General features: G+C 70.9%; 14 protein-coding genes. 10 read left to right on the forward strand and 4 right to left on the reverse strand.

Features of this window, described 5'->3' with window-relative positions:
* Positions 1-129: 129 nt before the first annotated feature.
* Complete coding sequence (purB, locus tag ACFYL6_RS12290; RefSeq protein ID WP_387170561.1) at positions 130-1,554, forward strand: adenylosuccinate lyase; 1,425 nt, start codon at positions 130-132, stop codon at positions 1,552-1,554.
* 149 nt (positions 1,555-1,703) lie between these two features.
* Here purB and ACFYL6_RS12295 read toward each other — a convergent pair whose 3' ends face one another.
* Both ACFYL6_RS12295 and ACFYL6_RS12300 read right to left on the reverse strand, forming a co-directional pair.
* Positions 1,704-2,267 (reverse strand): YbjQ family protein, encoded by a 564-nt coding sequence (locus ACFYL6_RS12295; RefSeq protein ID WP_387170562.1) that lies wholly within the window; start codon positions 2,265-2,267, stop codon positions 1,704-1,706.
* A 24-nt stretch (positions 2,268-2,291) separates the two neighbouring features.
* The gene (locus tag ACFYL6_RS12300) at positions 2,292-2,972 is read right to left on the reverse strand and encodes a S1 family peptidase (RefSeq protein ID WP_387170564.1); all 681 of its coding nucleotides are present in this window, start codon (positions 2,970-2,972) and stop codon (positions 2,292-2,294) included.
* A 357-nt stretch (positions 2,973-3,329) separates the two neighbouring features.
* On the opposite strand from ACFYL6_RS12300, the gene purS reads away from it, so the two are divergent.
* From purS to ACFYL6_RS12320, 4 genes are all read left to right on the forward strand, one after another.
* Positions 3,330-3,593: a phosphoribosylformylglycinamidine synthase subunit PurS gene (purS, locus tag ACFYL6_RS12305; RefSeq protein WP_030491392.1), complete on the forward strand. Its 264-nt coding sequence runs from the start codon at positions 3,330-3,332 to the stop codon at positions 3,591-3,593.
* Positions 3,590-4,273, forward strand: coding sequence for a phosphoribosylformylglycinamidine synthase subunit PurQ (purQ, locus tag ACFYL6_RS12310; RefSeq protein ID WP_266304029.1), 684 nt, complete (start codon positions 3,590-3,592; stop codon positions 4,271-4,273). Before purS ends, purQ begins: the two co-directional genes overlap by 4 nt.
* A gap of 67 nt (positions 4,274-4,340) precedes the next feature.
* Entirely contained in the window at positions 4,341-7,010 is a 2,670-nt protein-coding gene (purL, locus tag ACFYL6_RS12315) for a phosphoribosylformylglycinamidine synthase subunit PurL (protein ID WP_387170566.1), read from the forward strand.
* A gap of 4 nt (positions 7,011-7,014) precedes the next feature.
* On the forward strand, positions 7,015-7,770 hold the full coding sequence (locus ACFYL6_RS12320; RefSeq protein WP_387171153.1) for a 2-phosphosulfolactate phosphatase: 756 nt from the start codon (positions 7,015-7,017) through the stop codon (positions 7,768-7,770).
* 156 nt (positions 7,771-7,926) lie between these two features.
* On the opposite strand, the gene ACFYL6_RS12325 is transcribed toward ACFYL6_RS12320, so the two are convergent.
* Entirely contained in the window at positions 7,927-9,915 is a 1,989-nt protein-coding gene (locus ACFYL6_RS12325) for a hypothetical protein (protein WP_387170568.1), read from the reverse strand.
* A gap of 161 nt (positions 9,916-10,076) precedes the next feature.
* On the opposite strand from ACFYL6_RS12325, the gene ACFYL6_RS12330 reads away from it, so the two are divergent.
* The 5 genes from ACFYL6_RS12330 (at position 10,077) to amcA (ending at position 14,778) form a co-directional block, all read left to right on the forward strand.
* Complete coding sequence (locus tag ACFYL6_RS12330) at positions 10,077-10,430, forward strand: sterol carrier family protein (protein ID WP_387170570.1); 354 nt, start codon at positions 10,077-10,079, stop codon at positions 10,428-10,430.
* Between the two features lie 167 nt (positions 10,431-10,597).
* Entirely contained in the window at positions 10,598-12,136 is a 1,539-nt protein-coding gene (gene purF, locus ACFYL6_RS12335) for an amidophosphoribosyltransferase (protein ID WP_387170572.1), read from the forward strand.
* A gap of 57 nt (positions 12,137-12,193) precedes the next feature.
* Positions 12,194-13,348, forward strand: a complete 1,155-nt coding sequence (gene purM / locus ACFYL6_RS12340; RefSeq protein WP_196920530.1) for a phosphoribosylformylglycinamidine cyclo-ligase — start codon at positions 12,194-12,196, stop codon at positions 13,346-13,348.
* Positions 13,349-13,478: 130 nt separating this feature from the next.
* Complete coding sequence (gene amcB, locus ACFYL6_RS12345) at positions 13,479-14,582, forward strand: cyclophane-forming radical SAM peptide maturase AmcB (protein ID WP_387171155.1); 1,104 nt, start codon at positions 13,479-13,481, stop codon at positions 14,580-14,582.
* Positions 14,551-14,778: a multiple cyclophane-containing RiPP AmcA gene (gene amcA / locus ACFYL6_RS12350; RefSeq protein ID WP_124821604.1), complete on the forward strand. Its 228-nt coding sequence runs from the start codon at positions 14,551-14,553 to the stop codon at positions 14,776-14,778. Before amcB ends, amcA begins: the two co-directional genes overlap by 32 nt.
* Before the next feature lie 136 nt (positions 14,779-14,914).
* Here amcA and ACFYL6_RS12355 read toward each other — a convergent pair whose 3' ends face one another.
* A complete protein-coding gene (locus tag ACFYL6_RS12355; RefSeq protein ID WP_030332207.1) occupies positions 14,915-15,130 on the reverse strand; it encodes a DUF3073 domain-containing protein in 216 nt (71 codons plus the stop codon).
* Positions 15,131-15,371 lie beyond the last annotated feature (241 nt).

A 15,371-nucleotide genomic window follows, 5' to 3' on the forward strand; every position in this document is an offset into this window, starting at 1 on the left:
GACGCCCACGATGATCGGCTACCGCCCGGTAGCACGACGTCCCGGCCGACAAAACGGCCAATCAGCCCCACCGCCACCCGTCCCGGCCTCCCGGCCGAGCGAGCCACCGGGTAGGAGAGAATGAGGCACGTGACGACGATCCCCAACGTGCTGGCCAACCGGTACGCCTCGCCCGAACTGGTCGCCCTCTGGTCTCCGGAGGAGAAGGTCCGGATGGAGCGGCGGCTCTGGCTCGCCGTGCTCCGCGCTCAGCGCGACCTGGGCGTGCCGGTGCCGGACGGCGTGGTCGAGGCGTACGAGCGGGTGCTCGACCAGGTCGACCTCGCCTCGATCGCCGAGCGGGAGCGGGTCACCCGGCACGACGTGAAGGCCCGGATCGAGGAGTTCAGCGCGCTCGCCGGGCACGAGCACGTGCACAAGGGCATGACCTCCCGGGACCTCACCGAGAACGTCGAGCAGCTCCAGGTGCGTGCCTCGCTGGAGCTGATCCGCGACCGGGTGGTGGCCACCCTCGCCCGGTTGGCGTGGCTGGCCCACGAGCACTCCGAGCTGGTCATGACCGGCCGCTCGCACAACGTGGCGGCGCAGGCCACCACGCTGGGCAAGCGCTTCGCGTCGGCGGCGGAGGAGCTGCTGATCGCGTACGAGCGGCTGGAGGAGCTGATCGCCCGCTACCCGCTGCGGGGGATCAAGGGACCGGTCGGCACGGCCGCCGACCAGCTCGACCTCTTCGACGGCGATGCCGACAAGGTGGCCGAGTTGGAGCGGCGGGTCGCCGAGCACCTGGGCTTCTCCCGGGTGCTGGACAGTGTCGGGCAGGTCTACCCGCGCTCGCTCGACTTCGACGTGCTGGCCGCGCTGGCCCAGACCGCCGCCGCGCCGTCGTCGCTGGCCACCACCATCCGGTTGATGGTCGGCCAGGAGTTGGCGACCGAGGGCTTCAAGCCGGGCCAGGTCGGTTCCAGCGCGATGCCGCACAAGATGAACACCCGTTCCTCGGAGCGGGTGAACGGCTTCGCCGTGATCATCAGGGGTTACCTGTCGATGGTCGGCGAGTTGGCCGGCGACCAGTGGAACGAGGGGGACGTGTCCTGCTCGGTGGTCCGACGGGTGGCACTGCCGGACGCGTTCTTCGCCGCCGACGGGCTGTTCCAGACATTCCTCACCGTGCTCGACGAGTTCGGCGCGTACCCGGCGGTGATCAACCGGGAGCTGGAGCGCTTCCTGCCGTTCCTGGCGACCACGAAGATCCTGGTCGCGGCGGTCCGCCGGGGCGTCGGTCGGGAGGTCGCCCACGAGGTGATCAAGGAGCACGCGGTCGCGGTTGCCCTGGGGATGCGCGAGAAGGGCGCACCGGAGAACGACCTCTTCGACCGTCTGGCGGCGGACGGCCGACTCGGCCTGTCCCGCGCCGACATCGACACCCTGGTCGCCGACCGCAACGCCTTCGTAGGCGCCGCCCAAGCCCAGGTAGCAGCGGTAACAAGCCGAATCACCAAGGTAGTAACAGCCCACCCAGAGGCTGCAACCTACTCTCCACCCCCCATCCTCTAACCCGACCTCTCCCCCCACCTCCCCCTGCCTACCCCCTCGCCGCGTTGATCATGAAGTTATTACTGCGACACGCCGGTGCGCAGGGCAATAACTTCATGATCAACGGGGACGACGGTTGGGCGGGCTGGGCGGGGTGGGTGGGTGGTGGGTTATTCGCCGGTTGGGGTTTCGGCGGCGGTTCTCAGGTTGGGGGCGCTGGCCGGTTCGGCGATGCCGCCGGGAGACTCCGTGATGCCCGCGACCTCCGCGGTTTCCGCCGCCACCGCCGGCTGGTCGGCCGGCATGACCTCGGGCATCTTGGGTACGGCGACCACGGCCGTCCCGTACGCGCAGATCTCCATCCACATCTCGCCGCAGTCCCGGCTGTCGAACCGCATGCCGATCACCGCGTTCGCGCCGAGCCGTAGGGCCTCCTCGCCGAGGCGGGCCACCGAGTCGGTGCGCCAGCGGGTGAGGTTGTCCGGGGCCATCGGGTCGTACGCGCCACCGCGCAGGTTCTTGACACCCTCGCGGTACGGGTTGCGCGTCCTGGCCATCGATGACACCACCTCACCGAGAATCTGGCGGATCTCGTAGCCGGGCAGTTGCTCTGTCGTCACGACCAGCACGGTTCCGATGCTGTCAGGAGTGGCGCGACCCGATCGTGTGCATTGTTCACCTGATCGGATGCTGCAAAACGACGCGGCGCGGACGGCCGGCACGTGGCCGACCATCCGCGTCGAGCGGGGCGCTAACCGTCAGACACCGGCCACCGAGGTGATCCAGGCCCGGTTGTACGCAACGCTGCCGTAGTTCTGGATGCTCGATCCGTCGGCGGTGGAGGCGACGCCGACCTGCTGACCGTTGTAGAACTGCGGGCCACCGGAGTCACCGCGCCAGGCGTTGCCGTTGATCCGGGTGGTGCGGATCGCCTGGCCGCCGTACGCGTCGGTGGCGCTGTTGCTGGTCACCCGGACGGTGGCGGTCTTCAGCACGGTGGACGCCGAGCAGCCGCTGTAGCAGGTCATGCCCCAGCCGTAGATCGAGTTCGTCGAGTTGATCGGCGGGTTGCTGCTGGCCAGGCTCACTGCGGAGGTGCTGACGGTGCTGGAGAGTCGCATGAGCGCGAGGTCGTTGCGGGTGTAGGTGGCGCTGACCGTGCGGGTGACCCCGCCGGAGGTGCGGTTCACGCTTCCGACGCGCACCGACATGGTGCCGCTGATGCAGTGCCGGGCGGTGAGCACCCACTGCGCGGCGATGACGCTGCCAGAGCAGGTGAACGAGCCGTTGCTGAGCACCGCGGCGGCCCAGGGCGCGGACGAGACGGTGCCGCCACCGATGATGAGCGGGCTGGGCGGGGTGGCGGACGCGGCGGACGTGACGCCGAGGGCGCCGACCAGCGCGGTGCTGAGTACGGCGAGCAGGGGGCGGATGCGCATCGGGGGAACTCCTTGGAGGGGGCGGGCCCGGGATCGCCGGGTGCGGGTGGGGCGGCAGCGGGGGGTTCCCGCGAGCGCCTGAATCGACTTACGTCGATGTACAGTAGGGCCCGACGCGATCGTTATCAAGGATTTGATCGAGATTGGCCAATGTAACGATTCGGCCACCCGCTGCGCCGTGTATGTCCTGCTGAGGCCACCTGTAGCGCCTGGCGGGCCACCCTGAGCGTCGGTAATGTCGATCACTGCCTGAACCGCACCCGGCCGGTGCGTCCGCGGCGATATCTGCCAGGTACGCTGGCTGCGCTCGCCCGTTGTGGGTCGGCACCCAACTGCGTACACAGTCAGGAGTGCCCAGTGCCTCGCGTCGTCGTCGACGTCATGCTCAAGCCCGAGATCCTCGATCCGCAGGGCCAGGCCGTCGCAAACGCGCTGCCCCGGCTCGGCGTCGGTGACGTCGCCTCGGTCCGGATCGGCAGGCGGATCGAGATCGAGTTCACCGGTGAACCGGACCTGGACCGCGCTCGGGAGATTGCCGACAAACTGCTCGCCAACCCGGTCATCGAGGACTTCACCGTCCGCCTGGTCGAGGCCGACGAGACCGCGGACGCCCGCTCGTGACCGCCCGGGTCGGTGTGGTCACCTTCCCCGGCTCGCTCGACGACGGGGACGCGGCCCGGGCCGTCCGGATCGCCGGCGCTGAGCCGGTCCGGCTCTGGCACGGCGACCCGGCGCTGCACGGCGTCGACGCGGTCGTCCTGCCCGGCGGGTTCTCCTACGGTGACTACCTGCGGTGCGGTGCCATCGCCCGGTTCGCCCCGGTGATGGAGACGATCGTGGACGCCGCCCAGGGTGGTCTGCCGGTGCTCGGCATCTGCAACGGCTTCCAGATCCTGTGCGAGGCGCACCTGCTGCCCGGCGCGCTCACCCGCAACCAGCACCTGCACTTCCGCAACCGGGACCAGGTCCTGCGCATCGAGTCGGCCGGGACCGCGTGGACCAACGCGTTCCAGCCCGGCCAGGAGGTGCTCATCCCGGTCAAGAACGGCGAGGGCTGCTACGTCGCGGACACCGCGACGCTGGACCAGCTCGAAGCCGAGGGTCGGGTCGTCGCCCGCTACGTCGGCGGCAACCCCAACGGCTCCCAGCGCGACATCGCCGCGATCACCAACGCCGCCGGCAACGTGGTCGGCATCATGCCGCACCCCGAGCACGCGGTGGAGGCGCTCACCGGCCCTTCGCTGGACGGCCTCGGCTTCTTCACGTCGGTCCTCAAGCACCTGGTGGGGGCGCCGGCATGACCGGCGGCACGATCATCGGTCAGCTCAACCGTCGGTCTGGCGGGCACGAGCGCAGCGAGGAGAGGTCATGACCACCCATCCGGACCCGGTACGGGACACACCGGAGGCGTACTCCGCCCCGGCGCAGCCGGCCGAGCCGAGCCCGGCGCAGCCGGTCGCACCGGCGACCGCTCCCGCCGAGCCGACCGCCGCCGTCTGGACCGAGGGCGTGGACACCGTGCCGCGCGCCGGTGGCACCCCGGGCGAGCTTCAGCCGTACACCGAGCTGGGCCTGCGCGACGACGAGTACGACCGGATCCGGCAGATCCTCGGCCGCCGGCCCACGCAGTCCGAGCTGGCGATGTACTCGATCATGTGGAGCGAGCACTGCTCCTACAAGTCGAGCAAGGTGCACCTGCGCCAGTTCGGCGAGAAGGCCCCGCACAGCGACCGGCTGCTCGCCGGCATCGGTGAGAACGCCGGTGTCGTGCAGATCTCCGACGAGCTGGCGGTCACCTTCAAGGTCGAGTCGCACAACCACCCGAGCTTCGTCGAGCCGTACCAGGGCGCGGCGACCGGCGTCGGTGGCATCGTCCGGGACATCCTCGCCATGGGCGCCCGCCCGGTCGCGGTGATGGACCCGCTGCGTTTCGGTGCCGCGGACCACCCGGACACCGCCCGGGTGCTCACCGGTGTGGTCGCCGGCGTGGGCGGCTACGGCAACTGCCTGGGCCTGCCCAACATCGGTGGTGAGCTGGTCTTCGACCCCTCCTACCAGGGCAACCCGCTGCTCAACGCGCTCTGCCTGGGCGTGCTGCCGGTCAACCGGCTGCAGAACAAGGCCGCCGCCGGCCCGGGCAACGTTGTCGTGCTGATGGGCGCCAAGACCGGCCGCGACGGCATCGGCGGCGTGTCCGTGCTGGCCAGCGCGACCTTCGACGAGGGCAGCGAGGCCCGCCGGCCCGCCGTGCAGGTCGGCGACCCGTTCACCGAGAAGCTGCTGATCGAGGCGTGTCTCGAGCTGTACGACGGCCAACTCGTCGTCGGCATCCAGGACCTCGGCGGCGCCGGCCTGACCTGCGCGCTCACCGAGACCGCCGCCGCTGCCGGCACCGGCATGCGGGTTTGGCTGGAGCGGGTTCCGCTGCGCGAGCCCTCGATGGACCCGCACGAGATCCTGGCCAGCGAGTCGCAGGAGCGGATGCTGCTGGTCGTCGAGCCGGACAAGCTCGACGCGGTGCTCAAGACCTGCGAGAAGTGGGGCGTCCTCGCCACCGCGATCGGTGAGGTCACCGCACCGGAGCCGGACGGCCGCCCGGGTCGACTGCTGATCACCTGGCAGGACCACCTGGTCGTCGACGTGCCGCCGGGTTCGCTCGTCGACGACGGCCCGGTCTACGCCCGGCCGATGCGTGAGCCGGCCGACCTGATCCTGCTCCAGGCCGACCGGGCCGAGACGCTGCCCCGCCCGGCCGACCCGGAGGCGCTGCGGGAGACCGTGCTGCGCATGATCGCGTCGCCGAACCTGGCCGACAAGACCTGGGTCACCGAGCAGTACGACCGCTACGTGCTGGGCAACACCGTGCTCGCCCAGCCGGAGGACGGCGGCGTGATCCGGATCGACGAGCGGACCGGCCTCGGCGTGGCGCTGTCGGTGGACGGCAACGGCCGGTACACCCGACTGGACCCGTACAACGGCACCAAGCTGGCCCTGGCCGAGGCGTACCGGAACGTTGCGGTGACCGGCGCGAAGCCGATCGCCGTGACCAACTGCCTCAACTTCGGCTCCCCGGAGGATCCGGGCGTGATGTGGCAGTTCGCCGAGGCCGTGCGTGGCCTGGCGGACGGCTGCCTGGAGCTGGGCATCCCGGTGACCGGCGGCAACGTCAGCTTCTACAACCAGACCGGCGCGGCGGCCATCCACCCGACCCCGGTGGTCGGCGTGCTGGGCGTGCTGGACAACGTCGCCGACCGGGTGCCGATGGGCTTCGTGCCGCGCGCCGGTGGCGACCACGACCAGCTCTACCTGCTCGGTGAGACGAACGTGGAGCTGTCCGGTTCGGAGTGGGCCTGGGTGACGCACGAGCACCTCGGCGGTATTCCGCCGCAGGTCGACCTCCTGCGGGAGAAGGCGCTCGCCGAGTTGCTGGCCGAGGCGGCTCGCGTCGGCCACCTCAGCTCGGCGCACGACCTCTCCGACGGGGGCCTCGCCCAGAGCCTGGTCGAGTCCTGCCTGCGTCGCGGCGTCGGTGCCCGGGTCGCGGTGCCGGAGCAGTTCACCGAGGGCTCGATGCCGTTCGTCTACCTGTTCAGCGAGTCCGCCACGCGGGCGCTGGTCTCGGTGCCGCGTGGCCACGACAAGGCGTTCGCGGCGCTCTGCGCCGAGCGGGGCGTGCCGTTCGAGCTGATCGGCGTCACCGACCCGTCCGGTGGGGCACTCGAGGTGCACGGTCAGTTCCGGATCGGCCTGGACGAGCTGCGCAAGGCGCACACCGAGACGTTGCCGCGCCTCTTCGGGGGCTCGGCGGCGGTCGAGGTGCCCGCGCCGGCCGCCGGTGTGGCGGGTGCGGTCGAGGCCGTCCCGCTGCCGGTCGCACCGGCCGAGCCGCTGGACCCGGCCGAGGTGGTCTCCGAGCCGATCGCTTCCTCGGGCCCTTCCCCGGAGACCGGCGCGGTCGAGCCCGGCGGGTCTGAGCGGCCCGGCGGGGCGTCCGAGTCTGACCCCGGTGTCACCGAGCCGTCGCCTGACGAGCGCTGAGGCGTTGACGGCCGCTGTCTACGGCCAACCCGGATCCGGTGCCCGGTTCGACTGGGGGCTGACCGGGGCGGCCGAGCTCGGTCGGGTCTGCGCGGCGCTGGTGGTGGTGGACGTCCTCTCGTTCACCACCGCCGTTGAGGTGGCGGTCGCCCGGGGGATGCGGGTGCACCCGTTCCCCTGGGGTGAGCAGGCCGCCGAGTACGCCGTCCGGGTCGGCGCGACCGCTGCTGTGGGGCGGCGGCAGACGACCGCCGACCATCCGTGGTCGCTTTCGCCCGCCGCGCTGAGCAGCGCGCCAGTGGTGGCGGACCTCGTACTGCCCTCCCCGAACGGCTCCGCCATCAGCGCCGCCGCCAGCGCCACCGGCGTGCCGGTGGTCGCGGCGTGTCTGCGCAACGCGCGCGCCGTCGGGCGCTGGCTGCACCGCCAGGGGTACGGCACGGTCAACGCCCCGATCGGCGTGATCGCCTCGGGGGAGCGGTGGCCCGACGGGTCGCTGCGCCCGTCGGTGGAGGACCAACTCGGCGCCGCCTCGGTGCTGGACGCCCTCTCCGGCGTACCGGGTGGGCTCTCGGTGGAGGCGGCCATGGCGCTCGCCGCGCTGGCGAGCACCCCGGATGTGCCCGCCGCCGTTCGTGGCAGCGTCTCCGGGCGGGAGTTGACCGAGAACGGCTTCGCCGCGGACGTGGACGTCGCCGTCCGGATCGGCGTGTCGGACGTCGTGCCGGTGCTCCACCAGGGCGTCTTCTCCGCCGCCTGACCGCGCGGGCCCCGACTCTGTGATCAACTCGGCTTTCCGGAAGTCGGGCTGTCCGGGACTGCGGGAGGGCCCGACTTCACGAAACGCGAGTGGGTCTTGCAGCGAAACGGCCACCCGGAGAGATCCGGGTGGCCGTTTCCACGTGCTGTGGTGGGGTCAGTCGTCCAGCCAGTCGAGGCGGCGACCGCCGCGCTCGGTCGGGGGCGGGGTCTCCGGTCGGTTCCGCCCGGCGGGCTGGCCGTAGTCGCCCTGTTCGTAGCCCCGGTCGTCGTAGCCGCCGCCGCGCTGTGGCGGGGGCTCCTGGCCGTAGTTGCCGCCCTGGTCGTACCCGCCGGCCGGCTGGCCGTAGCCGCCCTGGTCGTAACTCCGGTCGTCGTAGCCGCCACCGCGCTGCGGCGGAGGCTCCTGGCCGTAGTTGCCGCCCTGGCCGTACCCGCCGGCCGGTTGACCGTAGCCGCCCTGGTCGTACCCGCCGGCCTCCGCACCGCCGTACCCCGCGGTCGGCTCGGCAGCGCGACCGCCGTACGGGGCGGTTTCGGGCTGGCCGTACCCCTGCCCCTGCTCCGGCTGGTAGACGCCGGTGGCGTACGGGTCGGCCGGGGCCGGGTACTGGGTGCTGTCGCCGGTGTACCGGCCGGTCGGCTCGTCGAACCGCTCGCCGTAGGCCGCTCCGCCAGCGGGAGCCGGCGGGTAGGCGGCGGTGCCGGCCGGGGCGTCGTAGTCACGACTGCCGTAGCCGCCGCCGGAAGCCGGCGCGTTGCCGTAGCCGGCACCGGGCGCGGCGCCGTAACCGTCACCGGCCGCGCCGGCGCCGTAGCCGCCCTCGGGGCCGGCGGGAGCGCCGTAGCCGCCGCCAGAGGCGGGGGCGTTGCCGTAACCGCCCGCGCCGTAGCCACCGGGTGCCGGCTCGTCGCCGTAACCGGCGCCGCCCCAGCCCTGCTGACCCGCGCCGCCGTACGCCTGCGCAGGCGCGCCGTACGGGTCCGGTGGAACGTCGTCGACCACCGGACGGTGCATCATCGTCGGTGCCTCGCTCAGCGCCGCGCCGCCGACCATGGTCGGGTCCGGTCCGCCGCCGGGACGACCGCCGACCACCCGGGTCTGGTCGTCGGGACCGCGGAACCCGCCCCGCGAGGGCGGCACCACACCGCCGCCACCGGCAGCCGCCGGAGCGTCGTCGTCGTCGCCGTTCTCCCTGCGCTTCATCCAGAGCAGCACGATCGTGCCGACACCGGCGGCGACCAGGAGACCACCCAGCAGGATGATCATGTACGAGCCGAGACCGCCGCTGTCCTCGTTGTTCGCGGCGTTCGCCGGAGCACCCTGGCTGGCTTCCTCGGTGGGCTCCTCCTCGGTGCCCTCCTCGGTCACCTCATCGGTGGGAGTGGCCTCGGGGGTGGCGGACGGGGTGGCGCTCGGCGTCGTCTCGACCTTGATCGCGAGACTGATCCGTTGCCCGGTGACGGCCTGCCCCGCGGCGGCGTTGATCGTCTTGGTGGCCACCACGTTGTCGAAGCTGGCGCCCAGATCGATCCGGCCGGGCGCGATCGGCTTCTCGGTGGTACCGGTGAAGCGGAAGTCGCCGCTGCCGTTGCTGGTGGTGTCGAGCTGCCGGCCGGTGCTGTCACGCAGCATGACCACCGCGTTCGCGACCGCCTTGCTGCCGGCCTGCGAGACCACCTTCCCGGAGATCGACCGCACGGTCTGGTTCTGCGGCGGCGGCGGAGCGGCCTTGCCCTTCACGGTCAGCGAGACGGTCCCGGTGTCCGGGCCCGATTCGGCCTCGACCGCAACCGTGACGGTCGCGGTCGCGTCGCCTGCGTTGGCGCTGGCCGCGATCCTGACAAGCACCGTCTTTGCCGGGTTGCCCAGGCCGCCGTTGAAGGTGACATCGCCGCAACCACTGGCGCAGCTGACGCCGGACGGCAGACCGGAGAGACTGATCTTCGCCGTCTCGTCGCCGTTACCCGGAGTGACGCGCACGGTGATCGTGGCATCGCTGCCGGCGTTAACGGTGATCGAGCCGGGGGAAACATCGACATCTGCGGCCATGGCTGGTGTGGCGGGGACGGCGAGCAGAGCGCCGGCAACCAGCGCTACGACCACACCGGCCCGCTGCTTCCAGGCACGTCGGTGTGTTGACACGTCCACCGCCTTCCGGGCTGACTTCCCTCTGACCGGCGGGGCGCCGGGCCGGGGATCATCACGGTACGAATACGCCGTCGGCAACTATGCCTTGTCCGACTGCATGAGCGCGACCCAGGGCCAGCGTCGCGTGTCTGGCCTGGGGGTCGTATCGTCCCGTCGTGTCCTCTCCGCACAGTAAGTCCGCTGCCGTTACGGCCGCGTTGTCGGCGCTCGACGAGGGGCGTGCACCCGAACGGCCGGTGTTCCGAGAGGCGGTCCGGTCGTTGTTGGCCGTCCTCGCGGAGCGCGCCCCCGGCCGATCGGTGGAGGTGCGCGTCCCACCATACGGGGCGATCCAGTGCGTACCGGGGCCTCGACACACCAGAGGAAATCCACCAAACGTGGTCGAGATGGCCCCGAACACCTGGTTGGAGTTGGCAACCGGCAGGGTTGGCTGGGCGGAGGCCGTCACCGACGGTCGCGTCCAGATGAGTGGCAACCGCGCGGACCTCTCGGCGTATCTGCCCCTCTAGTTGTCCCGATGTCCCACTCAGCGTGACGCAGAGCAGGGGAATCGTGACTTTCTGTATTGACGTCGATTCGCGTACACTGTCAGGCGATGACAGTGGTCCCGGCAGAGAAGTGTGGATCCGCCCGTGATCCCGCCCAGCCGGTCCAGACCAGCATGAGGGAGCGGTAGGTGCCCCGAGGCGACGGCCGGCTGAGCCACGACCTTGACCCCCAACGACCTGGCCCCCAGGATGCCTGTGGCGTCTTCGGCGTCTGGGCCCCCGGCGAAGAGGTTGCCAATCTGACCTACTTCGGCCTCTACGCCCTGCAGCACCGCGGCCAGGAGGCGGCGGGCATCGCGGTGAGCGATGGCTCGGGCGTGGTGGTCTACAAGGACCTTGGCCTGGTGGCGCAGGTCTTCGACGAGCCCACCCTGGCGAGCCTGCGCGGTCACCTGGCGATCGGGCACGCCCGATACTCCACCACCGGCGCGTCGAACTGGGAGAACGCCCAGCCGACGATCCGGTCGACCACCTCCGGCACGACCATCGCGCTGGCCCACAACGGCAACCTGGTCAACACGGCCGAGCTGGAGAAGGAGGTCGCCGAGCGCGGCCTCATCGCGGACGGTTCGACAAACGACACCTCCCTGGTGACGATGCTGCTCGCCAGCCGACCGGACCTGTCGGTCGAGGCGGCCGCGCTGGAGGTGCTGCCGCAGCTGCGCGGCGCGTTCAGCTTCGTCTTCATGGACGAGTCGACCCTCTACGCGGCCCGCGATCCGCACGGCGTCCGCCCGCTGGTGCTCGGCCGCCTGGAGCGTGGCTGGGTGATCGCCAGCGAGACGGCCGCACTGGACATCGTCGGCGCCAGCGTGGTGCGCGAGGTCGAGCCGGGCGAGTTGATCGCGATCGACGAGAACGGGCTGCGCTCCACCCGGTTCGCCGCGCCGGAGCCGAAGGGCTGCCTCTTCGAGTACGTCTACATCGCCCGCCCGGACGCCACGATCGCCGGGCGCAACGTCCACTCGGCGCGGGTGCAGATCGGCCGGCAGTTGGCCAAGGAGCACCCGGTCGAGGCCGACCTGGTGATCCCGGTGCCCGAGTCGGGCACTCCGGCCGCGATCGGGTATGCGGAGGCGTCCGGCATCACGTACGGCGCCGGTCTGATGAAGAACCCGTACGTGGGGCGCACCTTCATCCAGCCGTCGCAGACCCTGCGTCAGCTCGGCATCCGGCTCAAGCTCAACCCGCTGCGGGAGAACGTCCGCGGCAAGCGGTTGGTCGTGGTGGACGACTCGATCGTGCGCGGCAACACCCAGCGCGCCATCGTGCGGATGCTGCGTGAGGCGGGGGCGCTGGAGGTGCATGTCCGGATCTCCTCCCCGCCGGTCAGCTGGCCGTGCTTCTACGGCATCGACTTCGCCACCCGGGCGGAGCTGCTGGCCAACGGGTTGGACAACGACGGCATCCGGCGCTCCATCGGCGCCGACACGCTGGGGTTCGTTTCCCTTCCCGGCCTGATCGCCGCGACCGAGCAGCCGAAGACCCGGCTGTGTCGGGCGTGTTTCGATGGGGAGTACCCGATCGAGTTGCCGGCCGGCAACCTGATCGGCAAGCACGTGCTCGAAGGGGTGGGTCGACGCGTCGCCAACTCGGCGCCGGAGGCCCCGCACACCAACGGCTCGTCCGTCGCCACTCCGGGTGGCGTTACCGCAAACCGCCCGTAGCACCAACCGGCGCGGCCCGGCTACCGCCGGCGGCACCGAGAACCAAAGGGGAGAACCGTGACGCACGTGTCCGAGCGCAGCGGCGCAGGAAGCAGCCCGACCGGCGCCGGCGGCGACCGCCAGCCGTGGACGGGCGGTGCTGGCCGCCAGGCGCGCAAACGCTCGGTCTCGTACGCCGACGCCGGCGTCTCCATCGACGCGGGCGACCGCGCGGTGGAGCTGCTCAAGTCGAAGGTGCGGCAGACCCGCCGCCCCGAGGTGCTCGGTGACCTCGGTGGCTTCGCCGGCCTGTTCCGCCTGGACACGAAGAAGTACAAGAGCCCGATCCTGGCGTCCTCCACCGACGGGGTGGGCACCAAGCTGGTGATCGCCCAGCAGATGGACATCCACGACACGGTCGGCATCGACCTGGTCGCGATGGTCGTCGACGACCTGGTGGCCTGCGGCGCCGAGCCGCTGTTCCTGCTCGACTACATCGCCACCGGCGAGGTCGTCCCGGACAAGGTCGCCGAGATCGGCGCGGGCATCGCCGACGGCTGCCGCTACGCCGGCTGCGCGCTGCTGGGCGGGGAGACCGCCGAGCACCCCGGCGTCCTGCGCCCGGACGAGTACGACATCTCCGCGACCGGTGTGGGTGTGGTCGAGGAAGCCGACATCCTCAGCCCGGAGCGGGTCGAGGTGGGCGACGTGGTGATCGCCATGCGCTCCTCCGGCCTGCACTCCAACGGCTACTCGCTGGTCCGGCACGTGCTGCTGGGCGCGGCCCGGATGCGTCTGGACATCGTGATCGACGACTTCGGTCGGCAGCGGACCCTCGGTGAGGAGCTGCTCACCCCGACCAAGATCTACGCCAAGGACTGCCTCAAGCTGATCGCCGAGGCCGAGGTGCGGGCGCTGTCCCACATCACCGGCGGCGGCATCCCCGGCAACCTGGTCCGGGTTCTGCCCGAGCACGTCGACGCGGTGGTCAACCGGTCCACGTGGAAGCCGCAGCCGATCTTCGACCTGATCCAGACGAAGGGTCGGATCGACGACCACGACATGGAGTCGACCTTCAACATGGGCGTCGGCATGTTCGCGATCGTGTCGGCCGAGGACGCCGACCGGGCGCTGGCCACCCTGACCGGCCGTGGAGTCGAGGCGTGGCAGGCCGGCGAGATCATCGAGGGCACCGGCAACGTGCAGATGGTCGGTCAGCACACCCGAGGCTGATCACCCTCCGGTGATCGTACGGGCACCTGATCAGGGCTTCACCCGAGTGGCCAATGCCGCCTAGCCTGAAGGGCACCCTCAGGCTAGGCGGAGGAGGGCGATGGCTGCTCGGGGACAGTCGTTCAGCGGGATGCGCGGTCTGGCCGCCGTCCCGTCGTACGTCGTCATGCAGCCCACCACCCTCTGCAACCTCGACTGCGCGTACTGCTACCTGCCGTTTCGTTCCGCCGACCGCCGGATGCCGGTGGCGGTGGCCGAGGCGGTCGCGGTCGCGGTCAACCCCTGGGCGGCGAACGGTCGCTTCTCCGTCGTGTGGCATGGTGGCGAGCCCCTGGCCGCCGGTCGAGAGCACCTGGCCGATCTGATCGCGCCATTCGGGCCCGAGGTCGAGCACCACGTGCAGACAAACGCCACCCTCATCGACGATGACTGGTGCGACTTCTTCGTCCGGCACGAGATGCGGGTGAGCGTGAGCGTCGACGGGCCCCGGGCGCGCAACGGCGACCGGGTCAACCGGGGCGGTCAGCCGGCGTACGACCGGATCCTGCACGGCATCTCGGCGCTGCGCCGTCGCGGTCTGCCCTTCTCCGCGTTGGCCGTGGTGTCCCGGCCGGAGCCGGGGCTCGCCACCGAGCTGTACGAGTACTTCCTTGAGCTGGGCTGCGATGTGCTGGGCATCAACATCGAGGAGACCGAGGGGGTCAACACCCGCGACAACCGCCACGACCCGTTGGCGGTGTCGGCGTTCTGGGCGGAGTTGGTCGGGGCGTGGCGCCGGGAGCCCCGGATTCACCTCCGCGAGATCGAGTGGTCGTTGCGCTACGCCGCGGCGGTGCTCGACAACTCGGCGGACCGGGTGCTGCCCCGCCAACTGGACCCGATCCCGACCATCGGTCACGACGGCTCGGTGATCGTCCTCAGCCCGGAATTGGCCGGTTTCACCGACCCCCGCTACGGCGACTTCAGCAGCGGCAACGTGCTGACGACCCCGTTGGCGCAGATCCTCGGCAACGCGGCGGCGACGCCGTGGGTGGGGGAGTTCCTGGCCGGGGTGGAGGCGTGTCGGGCGTCCTGCCCGTACTTCGGCTTCTGCGGTGGTGGCCATGCCGCCAACCGTTACTTCGAGCTGGGGCGTTTTGACGGTACGGAGACCGAGCACTGCCGCAACAGCAAGATCCGCCTACTGGAGGGAGTGTTGGAGCATGCCCGAGACCACGAGTCACCGGCGGCCTGAACGCGAAGCGGACGACGGAGTCACCGAACGGGTGCGAGACGCGGCTCCCGCGCTCGTCGCGCTGCTCCAGGAGGCCGAGGACGCACGGCGGCTGCGCTCGGAGGTGTCGGGCGGAGACGGCTCCAGCGCGGTCTGTGCCTGGAACCACTTCGAGAACATCCCGACGTTCTACAACTGGAACAATCGCCCGCGCTGAGGGGCGCCGTTGTCAGGGGCCTGTCGAGCGGCCGGATGGCTCCGGTCGGGCCAGGCCCCTGATCGTCGGCGGCCGCACCTGCTCAGGACGCGCGTGAGCACGCGGGGGTTACCGCGTGCTCAGCTGCGTCGAGAGGTCAGCGGGTCGGACGGACCCAGGGATCCGGATCGTCGTCCGCGTGATCCTCATCATCGTCGTCGACGAACTCTTTAGAGTCGTCGTCGAAGTGGTGCTCAGACTTACCAGCACCCGCCAGTTCGCGCTGCAAGGCGGTGAGGTCGGTGTTCGGGGAGTGGTACTTCAACTCCCGCGCCACCTTAGTCTGCTTGGCCTTAGCACGGCCGCGCCCCATGGCTCGACCCCCTCGCACAGAATGCGGGGCAGCCCGAAGGCGGGCCCCGATGACGTCAGGCATCTCTCGTGGCTCTTACGGTACATGGGGATGCCACCGTTCGGCACCTCGGGTTACCGTCAGCCGGCTCTGCGCGTCGCGTCGATCCGGCCGTCACCCAGTGTACCGGGTAAGGAGCGGAACGGTTAGCGCCCGTGACACCGGACAAACCGCATCAAAATTGACCCGGGCTCAGCTTACC

The organism is Micromonospora sp. NPDC007208 (assembly GCF_042869175.1).
Lineage (GTDB): Bacteria > Actinomycetota > Actinomycetes > Mycobacteriales > Micromonosporaceae > Micromonospora > Micromonospora foliorum.

Bases quoted from the DNA above. Each gene is read 5' to 3' on its own strand.
- ACFYL6_RS12355 (WP_030332207.1), bottom strand. From the start codon at position 15,130: ATGGGGCGCGGCCGTGCTAAGGCCAAGCAGACTAAGGTGGCGCGGGAG.
- ACFYL6_RS12300 (WP_387170564.1), bottom strand. From the start codon at position 2,972: ATGCGCATCCGCCCCCTGCTCGCCGTACTCAGCACCGCGCTGGTCGGC.
- amcA (WP_124821604.1), top strand. From the start codon at position 14,551: ATGCCCGAGACCACGAGTCACCGGCGGCCTGAACGCGAAGCGGACGAC.
- ACFYL6_RS12295 (WP_387170562.1), bottom strand. From the start codon at position 2,267: ATGGTCGGCCACGTGCCGGCCGTCCGCGCCGCGTCGTTTTGCAGCATC.
- purL (WP_387170566.1), top strand. From the start codon at position 4,341: ATGACCACCCATCCGGACCCGGTACGGGACACACCGGAGGCGTACTCC.
- amcB (WP_387171155.1), top strand. From the start codon at position 13,479: ATGCGCGGTCTGGCCGCCGTCCCGTCGTACGTCGTCATGCAGCCCACC.